Raw genomic sequence first — 23,820 nt, 5'->3', positions numbered from 1 at the left:
CAGAATTAAAAATTAACACTTAACTGGAATACAGCCTTATACTTAATGAATAATTCGTTTATTTTATGAAAAGGAGATTTGCTCATGCGCGTTCTTATTCCTTTATTAATAATTGTACCGGCGATGGAAATGTGGTTATTAATATTATCTGGTAAAACCGTAGGCCCATTCCCAACTTTTTTGCTTGTTATTTTGACAGGGATTCTGGGCGCCTATTTGGCTAAAAAACAAGGCATTGCTGTTTTAATGCAAGCAAGGGAGCAATTATCATACGGAGAGCTTCCAGGTGAAGCGATCCTGGATGGAATTTGCATTCTGTTTGGAGGAGCGGTTTTATTAACTCCCGGGTTCATTACAGATGCATTAGGATTCTTTTTGTTGTTTCCGCCGACAAGAAAGCTGGTAAAACCAGTATTGGCAAAATGGCTTCAGCGCTTCTTCCGGAATGGGCGATTCATGACAATCAAAAGGTGGTAAAAAAGAAACAGAGGAATGACCCAAAAGGCAAAAAACAGCCCTTTTGGGTCATCTTCGTGAAAATCCCCACTGATGGAAGTTTCTTTTACGAAGTTGTTCAAAAAGTCCAGGAAAAATGACTGTCGAAATTACTTGTACAGGACGTACTGATCCGACGTTGGCGCGATTGACGTGGCGGCTCTTAGTCCGGCTTCATAAGCTTGTCTCTCCGCTACTCCCGTATTAACAGCATATCCTCGAAAAAGAAAAGCACTTTTTCTTCGTGCGAGGAGATTGCTTTTGCAGCAACCAGCTTGCGCTCCGTTCCTTGGAAAAGAAGAACCCTTTTCCTGCGTGCGATGAAGAATTGTAAGAAGCTTTCCTTTGTGCTCGTGACGGCGCTTCCTTGAACTTCTCGGTCTTTTTTGAACACACTGTATGATACAAATGATTTTTAATCCGTTTTTTTACCAATGATAAAATCAAAAAGGTCCCTGAATACATGTGCACTATGCAATGTTTTTAATAGAACAAGTGTGACGGGTCCTGCAATTAAGCCCAGTAGTCCAAAAAGTTTAAATCCGACAAATAAAGAAACGAGAGTAGCGAGCGGATCAAGTCCAATACTGGAGGAAAGAATCTTTGGTTCCATTACTTGACGTTGAACAACAACAACGGAATAAAGGACAGATAAGCCAACAGCAAATGATGTCTCTCCACTAAAAAAGGCGTAGATAATCCATGGAATAAAAATTAGTCCGGTCCCCAAGTAAGGGAGAATGTCAACTAACCCGATAATTACTGCGATTGTAATTGCATATTCTACACGTAAAATCAGAAGTCCTATTAAAACAATGACTGTTGTAATGGAAATTAACGTTAATTGAGCTTGCAGAAATCCGAATAGGGCTTTGCGCAAATCTGAAAAGACGGTTTGACCGCTTTTGCGGGCTTTGAGAGGAAGAAAACGTTGGAATGCAGCCCCCAATCGATACCAATCTTTACTGATGAAAAAAGTGGCCAGTAATGAAAAAATGATGACAGTTGCGGCATCAGGCAGCCAACCAATCAAAACAGGAAAGCTTTGAAGAAGATTTTTAATAAACGTTCCTACCGTTTCAGTGATTTTTGTACCAATACTTTGTATATTTGTTAAAATAGTTTCTTGTTGACTGGCTCCTAAATCGTCGAAAAAGGAATGGATATCATTGTAGATGGGAATAAGTTGACTTGCGATAAAATTTTCGATGAAGATAGCTAAGTCTTCAAGGTGATGCGGGACGGTTTTAGCTAAATATTCGGTACCTGATATAATCTCGACGACGAGCAAGGTGACAAATCCCGCCAGTAATCCCAGCATGAAAAGAAGCGAAATTATGACCGCTAGAGATCTTGGTAATCGTGCTCCTTTTTCAAGTAGATTGACAACAGGGTTCATGATGAAAGCGATTAGGAGAGCAATGATGAAAGGGTATGTAAGCGCAGATACATAATAGAGGGCATAGGCTCCTAAAATAACGGAAGAGATGACTAGGAAAAGACGTGCAAACCGATATAAATATAGCTTGTTCAAAAAAATCCCCCCAGTAAAAACGTTAACTTTATTTTACTCTTTTTTCCTTATTTATGAAAATAATATGGAAATAAATTCATTTTTAAGTTGGAAGGATGAGCAGCATGATTTCACAACCATTTTTGTTTTTACTTGTCTTACTTGCCATCGGAATGGTGGCAAAGAATCAATCGCTAATTGTAGCAGCCGCATTCCTCATAGTGTTAAAGATTATTGGGTTGGATGGTAAGGTGTTCCCCTATTTACAATCCAAAGGAATCAACCTTGGTGTTACCATCATTACTATCGCTGTTCTCGTTCCTATTGCAACCGGAGAAATTGGATTTAAACAGTTGGGGGAGGCTTTGAAATCTTCATATGCTTGGATTGCGCTTGGGTCGGGGATTGCAGTTGCTCTCGTTGCTAAATATGGACTGGAGCTTTTAGCCGAAGATCCTCATATTACAGCTGCCCTTGTTTTTGGAACTATTTTGGCTGTTTCTTTGTTTAAAGGAGTAGCGGTTGGCCCGTTAATAGGTGCTGGAATTGCTTATTTATTCATGAAAATGGTTAATCTGTTTTCATGAAATTTTACTATAATAATAATGTTTCCAAAAAATAATTTGTTCTTTTGATTCACAAAAGTCTGATAATTGTTTATAATATTACTTGAAGCAACATCCGCTTACATATCCTTTCAGCGATTAGTATCATTTTTATAAAATGTTTGAAGATACATTTATGCAAGCTGATGTACTTTTCAGAAAAACGGAAATGTAAGCATTTTCTTTTTGGTGCACCGTTCTCATAAACCATATTTTGTTTGGATGTGCTTTTTTCGACAGTTTACTCTCGCGCTGAGCATACGCTCAACTTCAATTTTTTTTCGTTTGTCTAATGTTTAGACAAATGGGTTATGGGGAATTTTTTCAGTAAAGGAGAGAGGAATATGACAGTTACTCGTGGTCTAGAAGGGGTTGTAGCTACTACATCTTCTGTTAGCTCTATTATTGATGATACACTAACATATCGTGGATACAACATTGACGATTTAGCTCAATATGCCACTTTCGAGGAAGTAGTTTATTTATTGTGGCATGGGAAACTGCCAAATCAACAAGAATTAACGGCTTTCACGAAAGAGTTGGCAGAAAACGCCAGCTTACCAGAAGAAGTTATCAATCATTTCAAAACATATCCGATTAAGCAAGTCCATCCAATGGCCGCTATAAGAACGGCAGTGTCATTATTGGGATTGTACGATGAAGAAGCAGATGTAATGGACGAAGAAGCAAATTATCGCAAGGCTGTACGCCTTCAAGCGAAGCTGCCAGTCCTGGTTACCGCTTTTTCACGCATTCGTAAAGGGTTAGATCCAATCACCCCAAAAGCAGATTACAGCATTGCTCAAAACTTTTTATATACCTTAACAGGCGAAGAACCAAGTGAAGTTGCGGTTGAAGCATTTAATAAGGCGCTTGTGCTGCATGCTGACCATGAATTGAATGCATCGACTTTCACTGCACGCGTTTGCGTAGCTACTTTATCTGATATTTATTCAGGAGTTACAGCAGCCATCGGAGCACTAAAAGGCCCTCTTCATGGCGGAGCGAACGAAGCTGTAATGAAAATGCTCTCAGAAGTAGGCGAAGTAGAAAATGCCGAAGCCTATGTGCGCAATAAATTGAACAATAAAGAAAAAATTATGGGATTTGGGCACCGGGTATATAGACAGGGAGATCCACGGGCGAAGCATTTAAAGAAAATGTCCGAAAAGCTGACTCAGTTAACGGGTGAAACCAAATGGTACGAAATGTCTGTAAAAATTGAAGACGTCGTAACATCTGAAAAAGCTCTGCCGCCAAATGTAGATTTTTACTCTGCATCTGTTTATCACTGTCTAGGGATTGACCATGACTTATTTACACCGATTTTTGCGGTAAGCCGTGTGTCAGGATGGATTGCGCATATACTCGAACAGTATTCCAATAATCGTTTAATCCGCCCTCGTGCCGATTATACGGGCCCAGACAAACAAGCTTACGTGCCAATGGAGCAACGTATCTAAATACAAAATTTGAGTGTCCAATGGACTTAGGTATTATTGGACACTCTCCACCAATCTACTTGATTTAGACAAGCTATTAGGAGGTAATTTTCGTGGTTCAAGGAGAAAAAATTACAGTAACAAATGGTGTGTTAAACGTACCAAATTATCCAATCATTCCTTTCATCGAGGGAGACGGCACAGGTCCAGATATTTGGGCATCAGCTTCACGTGTATTAGAAGCGGCTGTTGAAAAAGCATATAATGGCGAGAAGAAAATTGTTTGGAAAGAAGTGTTAGCCGGAGAAAAGGCATTCAACCAAACGGGCGAATGGCTGCCTTCAGAGACATTAGATGTCATTCGTGAATACATAATCGGGATTAAAGGCCCGCTTACAACTCCTGTTGGCGGCGGTATTCGTTCATTGAACGTTGCATTGCGCCAAGAGTTAGATTTATTCGTATGTCTTCGTCCTGTTCGCTACTTTGAAGGTGTACCTTCACCAGTTAAGCGACCTGAGGATACAGATATGGTCATCTTCCGTGAAAATACGGAAGATATTTATGCGGGTATCGAGTATGCAAAAGGAACAGAAGCGGTAGAAAAGGTCATCAACTTCTTGCAGCAGGAAATGGGTGTTAATAAAATCCGTTTCCCTGAAACATCCGGTATCGGAATCAAGCCTATTTCAGAAGAAGGAACGAAACGTCTTGTTCGCGCGACGATTAATTATGCCATTAGCGAAGGCAGAAAATCCGTAACACTTGTGCACAAAGGAAACATCATGAAGTTTACAGAAGGTGCCTTCAAAAACTGGGGCTATGAAGTAGCGGAACAAGAGTTTGGCGATAAAGTATTTACATGGGCTGAATACGATCGTATCGTAGAAGCTGAAGGGAAAGAAGCGGCTAACAAAGCGCAGGCGGAAGCGGAAGCAGCAGGCAAAATTATCGTAAAAGATTCGATTGCAGACATCTTCTTACAACAAATTTTAACTCGTCCTCGCGAATTTGATGTAGTGGCTACCATGAACTTAAACGGTGACTACATCTCTGATGCATTGGCTGCGCAAGTTGGCGGTATCGGTATCGCTCCAGGAGCCAACATCAACTATGAAACGGGACATGCGATTTTTGAAGCGACTCATGGAACTGCACCAAAATATGCAGGTCTTGATAAAGTAAACCCATCTTCGGTTATCCTTTCTGGTGTATTAATGCTTGAACACCTTGGCTGGCATGAAGCGGCTAAACTAGTCACTTCTTCAATGGAGAAAACCATTGCTTCTAAAGTTGTTACTTATGACTTTGCCCGTCTAATGGATGGAGCGACAGAAGTAAAATGCTCTGAATTTGGTGATGAATTAATTAAGAATATGGGCTAAAATAGAATGTGGAGGCATCCTTCAAATGAAGGATGCCTGTCAATGCAGTTCACATGAAAAGTTAAGAGAGTAAGCGGTCATACATAACTTTCTTAAGACAATGGGAGGTCTTTTTCATGACAATGAAACGTAAAAAAATCTCAGTAATCGGTGCAGGCTTTACAGGAGCAACTACTGCGTTTTTGCTAGCGCAAAAAGAGTTAGGGGATGTTGTAATCGTTGATATTCCACAGCTCGAAAATCCGACAAAAGGGAAAGCGTTGGACATGCTTGAAGCAAGTCCGGTTCAAGGGTTTGATGCGAATATCATCGGTACTTCTAATTATGAAGATACGGCTGATTCTGACATTGTCATTATTACTGCAGGTATCGCACGTAAACCTGGTATGAGCCGTGATGACCTTGTTGCAACAAATGCAAAAATCATGAAATCTATCACGAAGGAAATTGTTAAATATTCACCAGAGACGACAATCATCGTTTTAACAAATCCAGTAGATGCCATGACATATACAGTATTTAAAGAGGCAGGGTTACCGAAAAATCGCGTTATTGGTCAATCAGGGGTTCTAGATACAGCACGCTTCCGCACATTCATTGCACAAGAGTTAAATCTGTCAGTTAAAGATATTACCGGCTTCGTTTTAGGTGGTCACGGTGATGACATGGTTCCTCTTGTACGCTACTCTTATGCCGGCGGTATTCCGCTTGAAACATTACTTCCTAAAGATCGCTTAGACGCTATCGTAGAACGTACTCGTAAAGGCGGCGGAGAAATTGTAAACCTATTAGGAAACGGCAGTGCATACTATGCTCCTGCAGCATCTCTAGTAGAAATGGCAGAAGCCATTTTGAAAGATCAACGCCGTGTGTTGCCAGCTATTGCTTTCTTAGAAGGCGAGTACAACTATGACGGTATTTATTTAGGTGTTCCAACGATCCTGGGAGCAAATGGGATTGAGAAAGTTATCGAGTTAGAATTAACAGAAGAAGAAAAGGCAGCATTAGATAAATCTGTAGAATCGGTTAAAAACGTAATGAACGTATTAGCGTAATAATAAAGAAAGAGAAAAAATTCGGGGCTTGCCCCGAATTTTTTCTTTATTATAGAGTGCAGAAATTATCACTCAGTTGAATGTTCCTCTTGTTTCATTATACGCTGCCTCGTTGTACACTTTAATAAATCATTGTATGATGGTATAAAGGAAATTACCGTTCAGCAGGAGAGGGAGTCTTGCTGTCAGGTCATGCGGGGTAAATGGATAAAAATAAGGTTTTAATTCGTACACATGGAGGCGTTTATGGGTAAGAAAGTATTAGTTGTAGATGATGAACAATCAATTGCAACGTTGTTGCAATATAACTTACAGCAGGCTGGTTTTCAGGTAATGACTGCAAAAGATGGTGAGGAAGGCTATTATATGGCTGTTGAACAGCGACCGAACTTGATCGTATTGGATTTAATGCTTCCCAAAATGGATGGAATTGAAGTTTGTAAAAGGCTCCGACAGCAGAAAGTCATGACGCCGATTTTAATGCTTACAGCTAAAGACGATGAATTTGATAAAGTTTTGGGTCTGGAACTTGGAGCCGATGATTATATGACAAAGCCATTTAGCCCTCGTGAAGTTGTAGCAAGGGTCAAAGCCATTTTGCGCCGTACGCAATTAAGTGCCCCAACAGAGGCTGTTGAAGAAGAAGGGGAGCGAATTATTATTGGTGATTTGGAAATTTTGTCTGAGCAGTATGAAGCATATTTTCTAGGAGAAAGGTTAGATTTGACTCCAAAAGAATTTGAATTGATGCTCTATCTCGCAAAGCATAAAGGGCGCGTTTTGACCCGCGATCAATTATTGAGTGCGGTGTGGAATTATGATTTTGCAGGGGATACTCGTATTGTGGATGTACATATTAGCCACCTGCGTGAAAAAATCGAAAAAAATTCACGAAAACCTTTATACATCAAAACCATTAGAGGACTTGGCTATAAGCTAGAGGAGCCGAAGCCGGATGAATAAGTTTCGATCCCGATTGCTTTTTGCCCTTTTGACCTTAATTATTATTGTATTAATCGGGTTGGGATTGCTTTTAGGGCAACTCTTTAAAGGGTTTTACTTGCAAAATTTTCATCAGCGGATGGAGAAGGAAGCAAGAGTGGTTGAACTTCTTATCCAAGAAGAGGGGCTGACGAGTCCATTTTTACAAAGCAAGCTTGATTTGGTTAGCTCAACTCTAGATGTGAGAACAACTATTATTAAGAAAAACGGTAAAGTGTTGCTGGATGCTAATAAAATCGGAAAAAAAGTTGAAGATGGCAGCCTGTCGATTATCGAAGAAGTCGTTCGAGGAAAGTTAAAAGACAAAGATGGCTTTTATCAAGTGGAAGAACAGCATAATCTTTATTATTATGGTGTGCCGTTAATAGACAATGATAAGCATATTGGCTTGATTGTATTAAGTACATCTGTCGATTCGTTCAACAAAGTCAATCAGCAAATTTGGGGATTGTTAATCGGGAGTCTTGGAATGGCCTTAATTGTAATTCTGCTTCTAGGTGTGCGAATCATGACACAATATACAAAGCCGATTGAGTCAGCGACACAGGTAGCGATGGAACTGGCAAAAGGAAATTATAAGGCGAGGACATATGAAGACTACGTTGATGAAACGGGGATGCTTAGCCAAGCCATTAATATGCTCGCCCGTAACCTTCAAGACTTGGTCAGTACACAAGAGATGCAGCAAGACCGGCTTCGAACGTTAATTGAAAATATGGGTAGCGGCTTAATTTTAATTGATAGCAGAGGGTATATTAACCTCGTCAATAAGGCTTACAAAGAGCAGTTTGAAATTGAACCGTCTGATTATTTATATCATTTGTATTATGAAGCGTTTCAGCATAAAGAAGTGATTGCTCTTGTAGAAGAAGTATTCATGACAGAAGTGAAGTCACGCAAGCAACTCGTTTTGCCGATAAAAATTGAGAGAAAGCACTTTGATGTATATGGTGCACCTATTATTGGACTAAATGATGAATGGAAAGGCATTGTCCTGGTTTTTCATGATATTTCAGAACTAAAAAAACTTGAGCAAATGAGAAAAGACTTTGTCGCGAATGTTTCCCATGAACTGAAAACCCCTATTACTTCTATTAAAGGGTTCGCTGAGACACTGCTAGAAGGAGCAGGAGAAGATGGGCAGCTTCGGGAGCAGTTTTTAAATATCATTTTGAATGAAAGCCACCGCATGCAAGGATTAATTCAAGACTTGCTTGACTTATCCAAGATTGAGCAACAAGGATTTACCCTTACGATTCAGTCTATTCAACTTCAGGAGACCTTTGAGGAAATCTTTCTCATGCTTTCAGGAAAGGCTGCGGATAAAGAGATTGATTTGCAGCTTCAGCTGCCGGAAGAACCTCTATATATTGAGGCTGATCCGCTGCGCTTAAAACAAATTTTCATCAATCTGATCAGCAATGGCATTACATATACCCCTGCTGGAGGATCGATTCGAATTTCGACAAAAGAAGAGAGCGATCGAGTCAAAATTAGTGTCGAGGATACGGGGATTGGCATTAGCAAGGAGGAAATTCCAAGAATCTTTGAGCGTTTTTACCGTGTTGACAGGGCGAGGAGCCGTAATTCGGGAGGAACGGGGCTTGGTCTTGCGATTGTTAAACATTTAGTGGAGGCTCATCGCGGAAAGATTGAAGTGGCGAGTCAAGTGGGGAAAGGGACCATTTTTACAGTCACATTTTTTAAACGATCCTCTGTTTCGTAAAGAAAAAAGGATAAATCTTCACAAAACTTTACGTGAACTTTACAGTTTATTTAATTTATCTTAATAAAACGTTGATAAACTTATCTTTGGAAACCCCTTCATCCAAAGGAGCCAATGTGGAAAGGCGGAAACAGTATGACTGTTTCCGCCTCTTCTTTTTTTTGCGATAATTTACGGGAACAACAGATTATTTTAAAGGGATTTTCTTGAAATTTCTGTATAAAGTTGTTTGGATTTCGAAACTTTTGATCAGATAGCCCGTATAAATTATTGTAATGAGAGGAGAGGTGCTGCAGATGACAAGTGCACGACAAATCAGTAAATATGTTGGAATTGGGATCGGTGTACTTTTATTAGGAATTGCCGCTTTTACTACTTGGTATACCGTGGATGAATCCGAACAGGCGGTTATCGCAACATTCGGTGCTGTAGATGAAGGTGTAGCAGAACCGGGACTTCATTTTAAGTTGCCATGGCCTATTCAAAAAGTAGAAAAACTATCGAAAGAGACATTTAGTTTACAGTTTGGATACGATGAAAAAGACGGTGAAATTAAAGAGGTTCCAAAAGATACGAAAATGATAACCGGTGACGAAAATATCGTGCTGGCCGATATGGTTGTCCAGTGGAAAATTACAAGCCCGGAAAAGTACTTATATAATGTAGAAGACCCGCAAAGGATCTTATATAACGCAACAAGTGCATCATTGAGAAGCATTATCGGAAGCTCGAAAATTGATGATGCTTTAACGTCAGGAAAAGCTGAAATAGAAGCCCAAGTAAGAGACTTGCTCTCGACTTTAGTGGAACGTTATGATGTGGGAATCTCAATATTGAGTGTAAAGCTTCAAGATGTGGAACTTCCTAATGAAGAAGTAAGGAAAGCTTTTACAAATGTAACGGACGCGCGCGAGATGATGAATACGAAAATCAATGAAGCAAATAAATACCGAAACAAGCGAACGAAAGAAGCAGAAGGGGAAAAAGATGCCATTATTTCCAATGCTGAAGGGGATAAAGCGGCCCGTATCGAAACTGCACGCGGAGATGTGGCGGTTTTTGACTCGGTATACAATGAATATAAAAATGCACCGGATATTACGAAGCAGCGTCTTATTTTAGAGACAATCGACCGAGTTCTTCCTGATGCAGAAATTTACATCATGAAAGATGATGGAAATACGATGAAATATTTACCTATTCAGCCGATGGAAAAGAAAAAGGATACACAGGTTATTCCACCTGCTAAAGAGGAAGGAGGAGGACAGAATGAGTAACGGGAATATTGTGGATATGAACGAAAAAAAAGGGCGTTCTATGGATTGGAAAAAGTACACAAAAGGCGGGTTTATCATTTTTTTGATTATTATTGTTCTTGGCTTTTTGCTAAGCAACGTGTTTATCGTCAAAGAAAATGAATATAAAGTGATTCGTCAATTCGGTGAAGTGGTTCGTATTGATTCGAAGCCGGGCTTAAGCTTTAAAATTCCATTCATTCAATCCGTCACCTCTCTTCCGAAATATCAAATGATCTATGACGTGCAGGAGGCAGAAATCAACACAAAAGATAAAAAGCGGATGCTGGTAGATAACTATGCTGTATGGAAAATCGAAAATCCTAAGAAATTGATTGCCACTGCCCGCTCGGTTGTAAATGCCGAAGCGAAGATGGGGGAATTTGTTTTCTCTGTTGTTCGTTCTGAGTTAGGACAATTGAATTATGACGAAATCATTAATGACGAAAAAGCTCAGCGGGGCAGCTTGAACGATCGTGTGACAGAACAAGTTAACAAATTGGTGGAGAAAGGAAATTACGGAATTAAAGTAGTGGATGTCCGGATGAAACGTACCGATTTGCCTCCTGAAAATGAACAATCCGTTTATACACGCATGATTTCAGAGCGGGAAACAAAAGCTCAAGAATATTTATCAATGGGTGACGCGCAAAAAAACCGCATTATCGCGAAAACGGATAAGGAAGTAAAGGAGATGCTGGCAAAAGCTAATGCTGACGCGGAAGTCATACGCGGACAAGGTGAAACGGAAGCCGGCCGCATTTACAATAAATCTTATTCGAAAGATCCAAAATTTTACGAGCTTTACCGTACATTGAATTCCTACGTGAAAACGATTGATGATGAAACGGTTATTGTCCTGCCTGCAGATTCTCCGTATGCTCGAACCTTAATGGGTTATACCAATTAATATATGAATCCACATAAATAGTTTGGCGTATAAGCGGCTGACAAGTTCTTTTGCGGGCTCTTGTCAGCCGCTTATACGAGAACCTTTGTAAGCTTATTCAAGATGGAAGAACAGAAAGGCCTACATAGAAGAAAGTCCGATAGAAAAGGTTAAAAAATTAATTTGGATTTATAATAAGTAACTTAATACATTGGTCTTTCTTAATAAACCGAGGTGCCCTGTCAGGGCACCTCGGTTTATTAAGTGGTCCATTATTTTTCCTTCTGTGGCGTATTCTGCTAGAATAGAGCCATAGAGTGAGTCTTTAAGCGAATTAATCTGTGTTCTTAACGAGATAAAGTGAACCTTCAATCGGTGGGAGAATTACCGCTCAATGGAGTGGGATGAAGATTTTCACACGTGGAGGTTAAGTAACAAAATGGAGGATGGCGCATGTCAAAGAAGTTAGTATTAGTAGATGGAAATAGTATTGCCTATCGAGCGTTCTTTGCTCTTCCTTTACTAAATAATGATAAAGGAGTTCATACGAACGCTGTTTATGGCTTTACAATGATGTTAATGCGTATTTTAGAAGAGGAAAAACCGACGCATATGCTTGTTGCATTTGACGCGGGTAAAACAACATTCAGACATGAAACGTTTAAAGAATATAAAGGCGGAAGGCAAAAAACGCCTCCCGAGCTGTCGGAACAGTTTCCGTTTATCCGCGAGCTGCTTGATGCTTATCAAGTTCAGCGTTATGAGCTTGTTAACTATGAGGCTGATGATATTATTGGAACATTATCAGCACAGGCAGAAAAAGAAGGCTTTGAAGTGAAGGTCATTTCAGGTGATAAAGATTTGCTTCAGCTCGTTTCAAAAAATACAACGGTAGATATTACAAGAAAAGGCATTACGGACGTAGATTCGTATACACCTGAAGCCATTGCTGAAAAATATGGTATTACCCCTGAGCAAATCATTGATATGAAGGGGCTCATGGGGGACAGTTCCGATAATATTCCCGGGGTGCCGGGAGTTGGGGAGAAAACGGCACTGAAGTTATTGAAAGAGTACAGTACCGTTGAAAATCTTCTAACATCCATTGAAAATGTGAGCGGGAAAAAACTAAAAGAGAAATTAGAGGAATACCGTGAACAAGCGTTAATGAGTAAAGAGCTCGCTACCATCTTCCGTGATGCTCCGGTAGAGGTAGGGATAAATAATCTTACATATGAAGGATATAATGAAGAAAAAATTATTTCTTTGTTCAAAGAGCTTGGTTTTAATTCCTTATTGGATAAAATGGGGGCGCCTGAGGCTGGAATGAAAGAAGATCTTGAGGACATTCAATTTGAAAGGGTAACGGCCATTGATGAAACCATCCTGCAAGATGAAGCAGCCCTCATTGTCGAAATGATCGATGAAAACTATCATCGTGCAGAGATTGTAGGCTTTGGTATTGCACATGCCGAAGGGCAATATTTTATCCCTGCTGAGTTAGCAGTACAATCCTCTGCTTTTAAAACATGGCTTTGTGATGAAAGCAAGAGAAAATATGTGTTTGATGGAAAACAAGCGATTGTAGCCCTTAAATGGAGAGGAATAGAACTAAAAGGCATCGATTTTGATTTGTTGATTGCGTCTTATATTCTCAATCCTGCCGACTCGACTGAAGATATGGCGACTATTGCCAGAGCAAAAGGGTATGCACAACTGCAATCAGATGAGGCGATTTATGGTAAAGGCGCAAAACGGCATGTGCCGGAAGAAGGCATATTGGCAGAGCATATTGCGAGGAAAGCCGCTGCGCTATGTCAGCTTCGTGAACAGATGCTGAAAGAACTTGAAGAAAATGAGCAGTACAAGCTCTTTATAGATTTGGAGATGCCGCTTTCTTTCATCTTGGCAGAAATGGAATATCAAGGAGTGAAGATTGATTCGGGCCGTTTAAACAGCATGGGGTTAGAACTAGGAGAGAGGCTGAGGGAGTTCGAGCGAAATATTTATGAATTGGCGGGAACTGAATTCAATATTAACTCGCCTAAGCAGCTCGGTGTTGTATTGTTTGAGAAATTGAATTTGCCGGCCGTTAAAAAGACGAAAACCGGTTATTCCACTTCAGCTGATGTATTAGAGCAACTGGCGGATGCCCATGATATTATTCCTCAAATTTTGCATTACCGCCAGCTTGGAAAGCTACAGTCCACCTATATTGAGGGGTTAAAGAAAGTTATTCATGAAAAAACGGATAAAGTGCATACGCGTTTCAATCAAACGTTAACCCAAACCGGCCGTTTAAGTTCAACGGATCCTAACCTGCAAAATATTCCGATTCGCCTTGAAGAAGGGAAAAAAATTAGACAAGCGTTTATTCCTTCGCAAGAAGGGTGGGTTATTTTCGCGGCAGATTATTCTCAAATTGAATTGCGTGTACTAGCTCATATTGCCAATGATGAAAAGTTGATTGACGCTTTCAATCATGATATGGATATTCATACAAAAACGGCGATGGATGTATTTCATGTGAAAGCCGAGGAAGTGACGGCTAACATGAGGCGACAGGCAAAGGCCGTCAACTTTGGAATTGTTTACGGCATTAGTGACTACGGGTTATCGCAAAGCTTAGGCATTACACGAAAAGAGGCCGGAAAATTCATTGACCGCTACCTTGAAAGTTTTCCAGGCGTAAAAGAGTACATGGAAGAGAGTGTACGGGATGCAAAAGCGAAAGGATATGTGACAACATTATTGCATCGCCGCCGCTATATTCCAGAGATTACGAGCCGGAACTTTAACTTGCGCAGCTTCGCTGAACGGACAGCCATGAATACACCGATTCAAGGAAGCGCCGCAGATATAATCAAACTGGCCATGATTCATATGGCAGCGCGTCTTCAAGAAGAAAAGCTGCAAACGAAGTTATTGCTGCAAGTTCATGATGAATTAATTTTTGAAGCACCTGCTGATGAAATTGAAAAGCTAAAAGAGCTTGTACCTGAAGTAATGGAACAAGCCATTGAATTGAAAGTGCCGTTGAAGGTAGATTATTCATATGGCCCAACATGGTTTGACGCAAAGTAAGTAAAGGAAGTGAATGAAGATGCCTGAACTCCCGGAAGTTGAGACCGTAAGGCGAACGCTTATCGAATTGGTCATCGGAAAAACGATTGAGCATGTAAAAATATTATGGCCCAATATCATTAAACGTCCAGTGGAAGTCCAGCAGTTTCAGGATGCTCTTGTTGGACAAACTATTCGTGATGTCGGCAGGCGCGGAAAATTTTTGAAAATCTTTTTGGATGACTATGTACTTGTTTCCCATTTAAGAATGGAAGGAAAATATGGGCTGCACCAGAATGAAGAACCCTATGATAAACATACACATGTTTTCTTTCGGTTTACGGATGGAACGGAGCTGCGTTATCGAGATGTCCGTAAGTTCGGGACGATGCATTTATTTAAAAAAGGAGAAGAGGAATTGTCTCTCCCCTTATCGCATCTTGGGCCTGAACCATTTTCACAGGAATTTACGCCAGAGATGCTATATAGGCAGCTGCAAAAAACGAACCGAAAAATTAAAGCTGTTTTATTGGACCAAAAAGCGGTAGTGGGCCTTGGGAACATTTATGTCGATGAAGCCTTATTCCGTGCAGGCATCCATCCGGAGCGTTTAGCCAATCAATTGAGAGAAGAAGAAGTAACAAATCTTCATCGCGAAATCGTGGATACGTTAACAGAAGCGGTTGAAAAAGGCGGCAGTACCATTCGGACCTATGTCAATACACAAGGACAAATCGGCATGTTTCAGCTTCAGTTGTTTGTATACGGGAAAAAAGGGGAGCCGTGCGGGCGATGCGGTACCGCAATCGAAAAAACGGTGGTTAGCGGAAGGGGAACCCACATTTGTCCTAAGTGTCAACGCCGGGATGGCTGATAGCAAGGTAAATCGCAGGAAAAAATAATAGGATAAACAATGGATAGGCTCTTTCCATATACTAAACGTAGAAAATCGAATGGAAGGAGCCTAACGATGATTGTTACGCTTTCCTTGTTTTTATTGGCGTTTGCCGTTAGCTTGGATAGTTTTAGTGTAGGGCTGACATATGGCCTTCGCAATATGTTTATTCCATTGAAATCCATTGTGATTATTTCTCTTTGTTCTGCAGCATCCCTAATATGTTCGATGATGCTAGGAAAAGGCATTGCCCGTTTCTTTTCTCCTGAATTCACAGAAAAGCTCGGTGGGTTCATTTTGGTGTTTCTGGGAGCGTGGGTGTTATATCAATTCTTCCGTTCCGATGAAGCGGTATCTGCTCAAAAGGAAGAAAAAATGTTATGGAAACTGGAAATTAAATCATTTGGCGTTGTTATTCATATTTTGAAAAAACCGACCGCTGCGGATTTTGACCAGTCTGGTTCAATCACGGGCATCGAAGCATTGATGCTCGGCTTGGCTTTGTCTTTAGATGCTTTTGGAGCAGGGATTGGAGCAGCGCTTCTTGGTTATTCACCGCTCTATTTAGCCGTAATAGTGGTTCTGATGAGTTCTTCTTTTTTATTAATGGGAATCCGGTGCGGGAAGGCTCTCTCACGCTTAAAATGGATGAAAGCATTCTCTTTCATCCCCGGTGTGGTACTCATTATGATAGGAATTTGGAGATTGTAGCACTAAAAGAAGAAAGGGGAAACAAATATGGCTCTTATTATAGGCTTAACAGGAGGAATTGCAAGCGGAAAAAGTACGGTCTCTGGCATGCTGAAGGAGCTTGCGATTCCTGTTATTGATGCCGATGTTATTGCCAAAGAAGTCGTACAAAAAGATCGGCCGGCCTATAGAGATATCGTACGTACATTTGGAACAGACATTTTAGCGGAAGATTTACAACTGGATCGTCCGAAACTCGGAGCCATTGTGTTTCAAGATGAGGAAAAGAGACAATTATTGAATCAAATCGTCCATCCTGCAGTTCGAAAAGCAATGTTGGCACAAAAGGAGTTTTTTTTACAAGAAGGATATGAAACGGTCGTACTGGATATCCCGCTTTTGTTTGAAAGTAAATTAACATCCTTGGTAGATAAGGTACTCCTTGTGTTTGTCGACGATTCCATTCAATTAGAAAGATTAATGGCCAGAAACAATTTTACAAAAGAAGAAGCAGAGGCGAGAATTCGATCACAAATGCCCCTTCAGGAAAAAGTGCCTCTTGCAGATGAGGTTATCAGTAACAACGGTACCATTGAAGAAACGAAAGGGCAGCTATTAGATGTGCTTTCGAAATGGAATGTCGTTGTGGAGGATTCGTGCTGAATGAAGCATTACGTTATACATGTATAGTGTCGAGAAAATCCGCATGATTGCTTAACCTGAGGCTGTATAAAAATAATACATTTAAAAAAATGGGGGAAACGGTATGTTTTTTATGCCGTTTCCTCCATCTTTTTATTGTTCAGAATATTTTTATTTTAGAAATTAGACATTTTAATCAACCGTTTTCATTTTAAATGTGTTATACTTTATTTGTGATAAACGACGAATAAGTATAACATATATAGAGAGGGGATTAGCCATGAAAGCAAAGGTTGCTATTAATGGTTTCGGAAGAATAGGAAGAATGGTGTTTCGTAATATCATCAATGAAGAAAATGTTGAGGTTGTAGCCATTAATGCAAGCTACCCGGCTGAGACACTGGCTCATTTAGTAAAATATGATTCCGTACACGGTAAATTTGATGGAGAAGTTATCCCAGTGGATGGCGCTCTAATTGTAAACGGTAAAACGGTTCGCCTTTTAAACTCACGTGATCCTTTAAATTTACCGTGGAAAGACTTAAATATTGATCTTGTCATTGAAGCGACAGGTAAATTCAATTCACGAGACAAGGCGAAGCTTCACTTAGAAGCTGGGGCAAAGAAAGTAGTATTAACCGCTCCTGGAAAAGATGAAGATGTAACCATTGTCATGGGGGTCAATGAACAAAAATTTGATATCGATAATCATTTCATTATCTCCAATGCTTCTTGTACAACAAACTGTTTGGCACCGGTTGTAAAGGTGTTAGACGATGCGTTTGGAATTGAAAATGGTTTAATGACAACGGTTCATGCTTATACAAATGATCAAAACAATATCGACAATCCTCATAAAGATTTACGACGTGCCCGCTCTTGCGCTCAGTCTATCATTCCGACTACAACTGGAGCAGCGAAAGCTTTATCATTAGTATTACCTCATTTGAAGGGGAAATTGCATGGTATGGCATTGCGTGTACCAACACCAAACGTATCGCTGGTGGATTTAGTGGTAGATGTTAAAAAGGATGTAACGGTAGACGAGATCAATGAAGTATTTGCTAAAGCGGCTAACGGCCCATTAAAGGGGATAGTGGATTTCACGGTCGAACCGCTTGTTTCCATCGATTTTAATACAAATTCTCATTCTGCCATTGTAGACGGTCTTTCAACAATGGTTATGGATGGACGTAAAGTAAAGGTACTTGCTTGGTATGATAACGAGTGGGGCTACTCAACAAGAGTGGTGGATTTGGTGAAATATATTGCAGTCAAAATGGCCCAGCCCTCTGTAGTGAAGATTGGCTAAATCACCCATTGTTGTATAATAAATAATGAAAAAATGCGCCTAAGCCATTATGAGGTTAGGCGCATTTTATTTTGGTGTTTATCCTGATTTTTTTGGGTTACAGTAATAGATAAATGCAAACACACCCTTTAACATTTTAGAATAATTTGTAAAGGAATTCATGAAAAAATTGAAAATCACGTGTTGCAAAATTAGATTAAACAAAGTATACTATTTTTCGTGAACTTCTTAAGCCGCTTCGGCAATGTGGCTACTTAAAGGGTTAGGACCTCTCTGGACTAACTTTCCCCCGTGGTAGTTGGCATTCCATATAGCAAAGGATTTCATGGACAGTCGATCAAAATTTGTTAAAGGGGGAAGTATTATTATGGAAACAATGGGTCGTCACGTGATCTCGGAATTATGGGGTTGCGATTTTGATAAGTTAAATGATATTGAGTATATTGAAAAAACATTCGTAGATGCTGCATTAAAAACAGGTGCTGAGGTTCGTGAAGTAGCATTTCACAAATTCGCTCCGCAAGGTGTAAGTGGTGTCGTCATTATTTCTGAATCACACTTAACTATCCACAGCTTTCCTGAGCATGGTTATGCGAGCATCGATGTATATACATGTGGAGAATTAGATCCTACAATTGCTGCTGACTATATTGCAGAAGCACTAGGAGCTCAAACACGCGAAACAATTGAAGTGCCGCGCGGAATGGGTCCTGTCCAAGTGAAACAAGCACAAGTTAAAGCTCTTTAATGGATGAAATGTTAAAAGCGGATGAGAGGTGTATTTTATGCACCTCTTTTTTTATTATATATAAGCGGTTGACAAGGGCACTTGTCAACCGCTTATAAGGATGTAAGAATGAATTGAAATGGAGTAAACTCCCATAGGTAATACTGAAATTTAAGCAATATTTATAAAGGAGCTGAAGTAATGGGTTTGCTGCAATCTATAAAACAAGTATTCTCTAATCATTGTGAAACATCGGACGAGCATCAGGATTTGCAATTGAGAACACATTACTATAAAACAACGACTGCCCACACTTTTACTGAAGTAAAGAAATTGATTGAAGGGCTGGACGATTTTGAGCTGTTGTCGGCAACTGAAGAATACGGGGAATTGAGCGTAAATGTCAAAAAAGGAAAAAAGGCTTTTATGGTGATAAGCATCGTATCGGTTAGACCGTTTGAGACGGCTGTCGATTTCTCTGTTACGACAGAAACGACCCTCCTCCCGATGGACTTCGGCTACAGTAAGGCGTTGGTCAAAAAAATGTATGAACTTCTTGACAAACAGATGGTGTTGTCCAAAAGATGATGGTCCATAAAGAAGTAATCGTCAGATTTGCGTAGGATAGTCTTGTATTCGTACGTCATTTTCTATAAGATGAAAATAAAAGAAATTATTGGAGCTGAGAGAATGAAGTGCCCTTCTTGTCATTTTAATGGAACAAGAGTATTAGACTCTCGTCCTATTGAAGAAGGACGGTCTATTCGAAGAAGACGCGAATGCGAACAATGCCATTATCGATTTACAACGTTTGAGAAAGTGGAGGAAACTCCTCTTATCGTCGTTAAAAAGGATGGAGCAAGAGAAGAATTTAGCAAAGATAAATTATTGCGCGGATTGATCAAGGCGTGTGAAAAGCGTCCTGTTACTTTAAAGCAGCTTGAAGATACGATCTTTGATATTGAAAAAGAGCTGCGCAGCCAGGGAGCAGCTGAAGTTCAATCAGAATCAGTAGGTGAAATGGTAATGGAGCGTTTGGCAAAGATTGATGAAGTAGCCTATGTACGTTTTGCTTCTGTTTACCGACAATTTAAAGATATCAATGTATTTATTGATGAGTTAAAAGAATTAATAAAAAAAGAACGCGCGTAAAAAGAGCTCATAAGGATTCCTTAAAGCTCTTTTTTTAGCTTTATGGATTGTAAAGAAAGGTTCGAATAATATGACAGAACAGCATTGGAAAGAATTAATTCCTGTAGACCGGTATATAGTCCGCTCAAACGGCATTCTTCAAGATTATGACCGTAAAATATTAACGATGCTTTATCAGCCGTTGATTGGTTCTTTATGCTTTAGTTTATATATGACCCTTTGGAGTGAATTGGAACAAGATCGTTTATGGGGAAGAGAAGCCACTCACCATTCGTTAATGGCGATGATGCAAACAAATTTAAAAAGTATTTATGAAGAACGTATGAAATTGGAGGGAATTGGATTATTAAAAACGTATGTGAGGCAAGAGGGTGACAGCCGCTTATTTGTGTATGAGCTCATTCCTCCGTTGACCCCCGAACAGTTTTTTAATGATGGTGTATTAAATATTTATCTCTATAATCGGCTGGGAAAAACGATTTTTCAAAAAGTAAAAACGTATTTCTCGGATCGCTCATTGGAACATGGTGAATTCCAGTCTATTACCCGTTCTTTTAATGAGGTATTTTACTCTCTTCATACGAGTCAAATGATTAGCAATACCGGAGAAGAGGCGAAGCAAGATCTTGAGATAGATCCTTACCTCCAATATATGTCCAATTCTTCTAAAGCGCAAATCGATATTGAGGATGATACCTTTAATTTTGAATTGTTCTATGCAGGGCTTAGTGAATCTCTTGTACCAAAAAAATCCATTACAACGAAGGTAAAAAATGCGATAAAAAAACTGGCCTTCTTATATGGCATTGACCCTCTGCAAATGAAAAACGTAGTCCTTCAGTCATTGGATGAGAATGATCAAATCGACATTGAATTGCTGAGGAAAGCTTCCCGTGATTTTTATCAATTTGAACAGGGAGACCAGCTTCCTCATCTTGTGGAACGGGTTCAGCCACCGACTTTGCGGACGATGAAAGAGAAAGAGCCAGAGACGCAAGAGGAGCAGCTGATTCGTCAGTTAGAATTGATTTCTCCAAAACAGCTGTTGGTAGAATTATCAGGGGGAGCAGAGCCGGCCAAAGCAGACTTGCAAATTATAGAAGATGTATTATTTCAGCAAAAATTAATGCCAGGTGTCGCTAATGTCTTGATTTATTATGTCATGTTACGGTCGGATATGAAGCTTTCGAAAGCGTACGTCGAAAAAATCGCAAGCCACTGGGCAAGAAAAAATATCCAGACGGTCAAAGAAGCGATGGATTTGGCAAAGCGTGAGCATAAACAGTACCAAAAATGGACGGAATCAAAGCAAACAAAACGCTCAAGCACTAAAAAATCTGTACGAAAGGAAAAGGTGCCAGATTGGCTTCAAAATCAAAAGGAAGAAAAGAAAGAGCCGGTAAAAGAAGAAATACCTGCCGTTTTAGATTTTGAAGAAGAAAAACGCAAGTTGGAAGAAGAGCTCAAACAATATCGTCAGCCCAAACAGCCATAAAATGAAACTGCAACAAGGAAAGTGTTATTTCCTGGACCACCGATTATAAATGTCACTAAATGGAATGAAGAAATGTCCAATGATTTAGTAGAATTTATCCCGCATCGTGCGGGCCTAACTAACCATCAGTGGGTGATGAAGGAAAACTCACACTGATGGAAGTTTCCTTTAGATTAATGAACCAGAAAGTGGTGAGAGAAAAGTGCAGCGAATAAATAATGCTTTACAAGACTTAGTTAAAAAAGAAGATTTTCAGCAAAGGTTTCAATCATTGAAAAAACAAGTGATGAAAGATTCTGATATCAGAGCTTTTATCAAGGAACATCAAGAAACGATAGATGAACAAATGCTTGATCGAAGTTTAATTAAATTGTATGAGTACACGACACAAAGCCGGCGCTGTGAACGTTGTGAATCACTTGGAAAATGTATCAACATGCTTCAAGGATATCAACCCCGTTTAGTTATTCAGGGAAAGGTTATTGATTTGCAGTACGAGCGATGTCCAAGTAAGGTTCGCGAAGATGAGCGAAAAGAGCAGGAAGCCTTCATTCAAAGTCTATACGTACCCAAAGATATTCTGCGAGCTTCTCTGGCTGATATTGAAATCGAACAAGGGCGGATTGAAGCCATCAAATTAGCCCACGAATTTGTAAGAAATTATGATCCTGACAAGAAAATGAAGGGGCTTTATTTATATGGTCCATTCGGTGTCGGAAAAACATATTTGTTAGGAGCGATTGCCAATCAGTTAGCGGAGCAAAAAGTACGATCCCTTATCGTTTATTTACCGGAATTTTTAAGGGAGTTAAAAGGTTCCTTTCAAGATCAGACATTTAATGAAAAGATTGAATTTGTCAAGAAAGCACCTGTGTTGATGCTGGATGATATCGGAGCGGAGTCAGTTACAAGTTGGATGAGAGACGATGTACTTGGAGCCATTCTGCAATTTCGTATGCTGGAAAATTTACCGACTTTTTTCACCTCCAATTTAAACTTAAGTGAAATGGAACATCATTTGACTTATACACAGAGGGGAGAGGAAGAAAAAGTCAAAGCGGCACGAATTATGGAACGAATTAAAGCTCTTTCTATTCCTGTGGAAGCGGCGGGACGAAATAAAAGAGAGTAAAAAATGAGCAAGTAGCCTATACTTGCTCATTTTTTGCGGAAACCCCCATATACATATTAATAATAAGCGTGTCCTAAAGGGGGGATATGATTGATCAAGGTATTTTTTCGATGTGAAAAAGACGCACGAATAATTTATGAATGGTTATGTGCGCGTCAAAGCGCTTTATTATATTTGGATCAATGCTTTCAGTTAATCGAACCGAAATTATTGACGATTGACCCGTCCTCGAATCAGGAAGTCGTGATAGAGAAATTAGTCATTCCCGTATTGAAAGATTATGTATTGATGTACAAGGAACAAGAAATCATGATGAGTATCCTGCAAGAAATGTTTTTTTATACAGATGAAGAAGAACGGCTGCAGATTATGGCGATGATTCATTCTGTTATGGATGGAGAGCGGGAAGGTATTCCAAAGAAAGGCTTTTTTCAATCAAAAGAGGAACTGATCACAGACTCTTTACAACGCTTCATTATTGGAAATGTGACCTTTACATTTGAGTCTTTTATGCAATTTCGATTGAAAGATTATGTCAAGCGCCTTATGTATTATGTGGAATTGGGCATCGATGAGTATAAGTTGGAACAAGATTATCAAGACTTATTGGAGCAGCTCCGTCATGTGGCTGCCACCCAAGCCCCTAAAGCAAATTGTATTCATGTTGTGCATGATGAGCAGTTTTATTTTTATGATGAGCAGCTTTTAGAAATTAAGGAAGAACAGAGAAAACATTACAGGGAAGAATTGGTTTCGTATCATCAAACACTGTACATAGACGAGCATGTGATTCAACCGCTTTTAGCGATGGCTCCTTCCCATATTTATATTTATACGGACAGTCCGTCCCATTCCATCTTTTTTACGATTCAAAACATTTTTCAAGAAAACGTGACAATTCGTCCGAAGCGAAACTTTAACTTAGTATATGAAAACAAGTATGGACTAGAGGTTGATTTCTAGAAATAAAGAACTTATAATGAACACATATTCTTATATGATACAAAGTTATGATGAGGACATGAGTGTATTTTTACGGTTTACAGAGAGGGAGGCCACGGCTGCAAGCTTCCTAACACGAAAAATAAACTTACCGCCTCTAAACTTCAGTAGTGAACGAATAATGTATTCCAGTAATTACTGACGGTATTGCCGTTATCAATTCTTGAGCTGTTTCGCCGCTGATCATTCGCCGAAGCAGGAACAAGGGTGGAACCACGATATAGTGAAATATACTCGTCCCTTCTTTTAGGGACGGGTTTTTTTATTTGTTCAACAAACGAGGGATATAGCGGGATTCGTCCT

21 protein-coding genes are annotated in these 23,820 nt (G+C 39.8%); 20 read left to right on the top strand and 1 reads right to left on the bottom strand.

The genetic code is table 11. The annotated features are described in order from the left end of the window. Positions 1–84: 84 nt before the first annotated feature. Positions 85–477: an FxsA family protein gene (locus tag BK575_RS23660; RefSeq protein ID WP_078414017.1), complete on the top strand. Its 393-nt coding sequence runs from the start codon at positions 85–87 to the stop codon at positions 475–477. 433 nt (positions 478–910) lie between these two features. Here BK575_RS23660 and ytvI read toward each other — a convergent pair whose 3' ends face one another. Beyond that, positions 911–2,029: a sporulation integral membrane protein YtvI gene (gene ytvI, locus BK575_RS23650; protein WP_078414015.1), complete on the bottom strand. Its 1,119-nt coding sequence runs from the start codon at positions 2,027–2,029 to the stop codon at positions 911–913. Positions 2,030–2,133: 104 nt separating this feature from the next. On the opposite strand from ytvI, the gene BK575_RS23645 reads away from it, so the two are divergent. The 19 genes from BK575_RS23645 (at position 2,134) to ytxC (ending at position 23,478) form a co-directional block, all read left to right on the top strand. Continuing rightward, positions 2,134–2,595 carry a DUF441 domain-containing protein gene (locus tag BK575_RS23645; RefSeq protein WP_078414014.1) on the top strand — a complete coding sequence of 154 codons (462 nt, stop codon included), beginning with the start codon at positions 2,134–2,136 and terminating at the stop codon, positions 2,593–2,595. Positions 2,596–2,957: 362 nt separating this feature from the next. Then, positions 2,958–4,076 carry a citrate synthase gene (citZ, locus tag BK575_RS23640; RefSeq protein WP_078414013.1) on the top strand — a complete coding sequence of 373 codons (1,119 nt, stop codon included), beginning with the start codon at positions 2,958–2,960 and terminating at the stop codon, positions 4,074–4,076. 92 nt (positions 4,077–4,168) lie between these two features. Next, positions 4,169–5,440, top strand: a complete 1,272-nt coding sequence (icd, locus tag BK575_RS23635; protein WP_078414012.1) for an NADP-dependent isocitrate dehydrogenase — start codon at positions 4,169–4,171, stop codon at positions 5,438–5,440. A 116-nt stretch (positions 5,441–5,556) separates the two neighbouring features. Continuing rightward, the gene (gene mdh / locus BK575_RS23630) at positions 5,557–6,495 is read left to right on the top strand and encodes a malate dehydrogenase (RefSeq protein WP_078414011.1); all 939 of its coding nucleotides are present in this window, start codon (positions 5,557–5,559) and stop codon (positions 6,493–6,495) included. 246 nt (positions 6,496–6,741) lie between these two features. Beyond that, positions 6,742–7,458 carry a response regulator transcription factor gene (locus BK575_RS23625; protein WP_078414010.1) on the top strand — a complete coding sequence of 239 codons (717 nt, stop codon included), beginning with the start codon at positions 6,742–6,744 and terminating at the stop codon, positions 7,456–7,458. Continuing rightward, entirely contained in the window at positions 7,451–9,223 is a 1,773-nt protein-coding gene (gene pnpS / locus BK575_RS23620) for a two-component system histidine kinase PnpS (RefSeq protein ID WP_078414009.1), read from the top strand. Before BK575_RS23625 ends, pnpS begins: the two co-directional genes overlap by 8 nt. A 296-nt stretch (positions 9,224–9,519) precedes the next feature. Then, on the top strand, positions 9,520–10,500 hold the full coding sequence (gene hflK / locus BK575_RS23615; RefSeq protein ID WP_078414008.1) for an FtsH protease activity modulator HflK: 981 nt from the start codon (positions 9,520–9,522) through the stop codon (positions 10,498–10,500). Then, the gene (gene hflC, locus BK575_RS23610; RefSeq protein ID WP_078414007.1) at positions 10,493–11,428 is read left to right on the top strand and encodes a protease modulator HflC; all 936 of its coding nucleotides are present in this window, start codon (positions 10,493–10,495) and stop codon (positions 11,426–11,428) included. The genes hflK and hflC overlap by 8 nt, the downstream gene beginning before the upstream one ends. A 432-nt stretch (positions 11,429–11,860) precedes the next feature. Further along, positions 11,861–14,491: a DNA polymerase I gene (gene polA / locus BK575_RS23605; protein WP_078414006.1), complete on the top strand. Its 2,631-nt coding sequence runs from the start codon at positions 11,861–11,863 to the stop codon at positions 14,489–14,491. 19 nt (positions 14,492–14,510) lie between these two features. After that, positions 14,511–15,344, top strand: a complete 834-nt coding sequence (mutM, locus tag BK575_RS23600; protein WP_078414005.1) for a DNA-formamidopyrimidine glycosylase — start codon at positions 14,511–14,513, stop codon at positions 15,342–15,344. Positions 15,345–15,440: 96 nt separating this feature from the next. Next, positions 15,441–16,076, top strand: coding sequence for a sporulation membrane protein YtaF (gene ytaF, locus BK575_RS23595; protein ID WP_078414004.1), 636 nt, complete (start codon positions 15,441–15,443; stop codon positions 16,074–16,076). 27 nt (positions 16,077–16,103) lie between these two features. Beyond that, positions 16,104–16,718: a dephospho-CoA kinase gene (gene coaE / locus BK575_RS23590; protein ID WP_078414003.1), complete on the top strand. Its 615-nt coding sequence runs from the start codon at positions 16,104–16,106 to the stop codon at positions 16,716–16,718. 259 nt (positions 16,719–16,977) lie between these two features. Beyond that, positions 16,978–18,009, top strand: a complete 1,032-nt coding sequence (locus BK575_RS23585; protein WP_078414002.1) for a glyceraldehyde-3-phosphate dehydrogenase — start codon at positions 16,978–16,980, stop codon at positions 18,007–18,009. Between the two features lie 367 nt (positions 18,010–18,376). Then, complete coding sequence (speD, locus tag BK575_RS23580; protein WP_078414001.1) at positions 18,377–18,757, top strand: adenosylmethionine decarboxylase; 381 nt, start codon at positions 18,377–18,379, stop codon at positions 18,755–18,757. 180 nt (positions 18,758–18,937) lie between these two features. Next, complete coding sequence (locus tag BK575_RS23575) at positions 18,938–19,324, top strand: cytosolic protein (RefSeq protein WP_078414000.1); 387 nt, start codon at positions 18,938–18,940, stop codon at positions 19,322–19,324. A 102-nt stretch (positions 19,325–19,426) separates the two neighbouring features. Next, complete coding sequence (gene nrdR, locus BK575_RS23570) at positions 19,427–19,888, top strand: transcriptional regulator NrdR (protein WP_028395141.1); 462 nt, start codon at positions 19,427–19,429, stop codon at positions 19,886–19,888. A 70-nt stretch (positions 19,889–19,958) separates the two neighbouring features. Then, positions 19,959–21,383, top strand: coding sequence for a replication initiation and membrane attachment family protein (locus BK575_RS23565; protein ID WP_078413999.1), 1,425 nt, complete (start codon positions 19,959–19,961; stop codon positions 21,381–21,383). A 202-nt stretch (positions 21,384–21,585) separates the two neighbouring features. Then, entirely contained in the window at positions 21,586–22,515 is a 930-nt protein-coding gene (gene dnaI, locus BK575_RS23560) for a primosomal protein DnaI (RefSeq protein ID WP_078413998.1), read from the top strand. Between the two features lie 90 nt (positions 22,516–22,605). After that, on the top strand, positions 22,606–23,478 hold the full coding sequence (gene ytxC / locus BK575_RS23555) for a putative sporulation protein YtxC (RefSeq protein WP_078413997.1): 873 nt from the start codon (positions 22,606–22,608) through the stop codon (positions 23,476–23,478). Positions 23,479–23,820 lie beyond the last annotated feature (342 nt).

It is taken from the genome of Priestia abyssalis, assembly GCF_002019595.1.
GTDB lineage: Bacteria > Bacillota > Bacilli > Bacillales > Bacillaceae_H > Bacillus_BA > Bacillus_BA abyssalis.
This window is presented reverse-complemented; position numbering and strand designations above follow the sequence as displayed.